A 1,140-nucleotide genomic window follows, 5' to 3' on the forward strand; every position below is an offset into this window, starting at 1 on the left:
CCGTTATCGGCAATTTTTCCACGCAACAACCAAGAAAAAAAAAGTAATGAAAAGATATTTTTTGTTTTTCATAATTATTTTTCAAACAACAGCTTTGTTTGGACAAATATCAAACACTAAAAAGGACGGCATTGATTGTAAAAATGAATTAAATGAAGGCAACACTTTAGCAGAATCGAATATCAAAGGAAAAGTTTTATCGTATAAATCAACTGTTCATGAAGTAGTATCAAATTCAGATAAACTAATTTACAAAACTGACTTAAAACGAAATCACGTTCACGAGACTTTCTTTTTTGATAATAATGGAAATGTCCAAGAAGTAATGGCTCAGTATTTATATCAAACTAACTCACCTATTGAAGATCAATTGATAAAAAGAGTTTACAAATTTGACAGTAATGGAAAGAAAATTGAAGAAGCGACGTATTCAATAAAAGATACAATTAATACATTACTAAGAAAGGAAATATATGTTTTTGATTCATTTGGAAGTAAAAATGAAGTAATAAAATATGAGAAAAATGATATAAAGACTAGAGTTATAAGAAAAAAAGAAAAAAATGCTGTAATCGAATATCAATATGATTCAAATGGTAAGTTACTTGATGATTTTATTTCTCTAAAATATGATAATAGGGGTAATGAAATAGAACGGATTAATTTAAATTCAAAAACAAAAAAAGCGAAAAGTATTGAGATTAAAAATTATAATTCCAATAATAATGAAATTAGCTATAGTTATGAAGGACCCATTGGAAAATTTAAATGTGAGAAAAAGTTTGATTTAAATAATAATATTATAGAAAAGAAATGTACTTCAAAATCTGGAACTAAGTATGATCGTTATGATTATGTTTATGATAACTATTGTAATTGGATTCAAAAAATTGAAACGATTGATGGTAAACTTGATAACGTCACTTTACGAGTTTATGAATACCGTTAAATATTGGCTACAAATAAAACTGCCGATAACATAGTATTGGCAAAATGCGGGGTTAATGTCTGGAATTGAAAATCCTGCAACTTTCTGCCGCCGCTATTTTTCCATTCCACATATTTTTTGTAGTTTAGTTTCATGGAAAAAATATCGGCTCAGCTTGGTCGAAAATTGAACTAAAGTTTCCTTTTCTCCCG

1 protein-coding gene is annotated in these 1,140 nt (G+C 27.5%); it reads left to right on the plus strand.

Going from position 1 to position 1,140, the window contains the following annotated elements:
- The coding region (locus IV513_RS15460) for a hypothetical protein (RefSeq protein WP_209391444.1) at nt 1-949 on the plus strand (949 nt) is incomplete at its 5' end.
- Between the last annotated feature and the right edge of the window lie 191 nt (nt 950-1,140).

The sequence above is a fragment of the Chryseobacterium sp. RR2-3-20 genome, from assembly GCF_017808115.1.
Lineage (GTDB): Bacteria > Bacteroidota > Bacteroidia > Flavobacteriales > Weeksellaceae > Chryseobacterium > Chryseobacterium oryzae.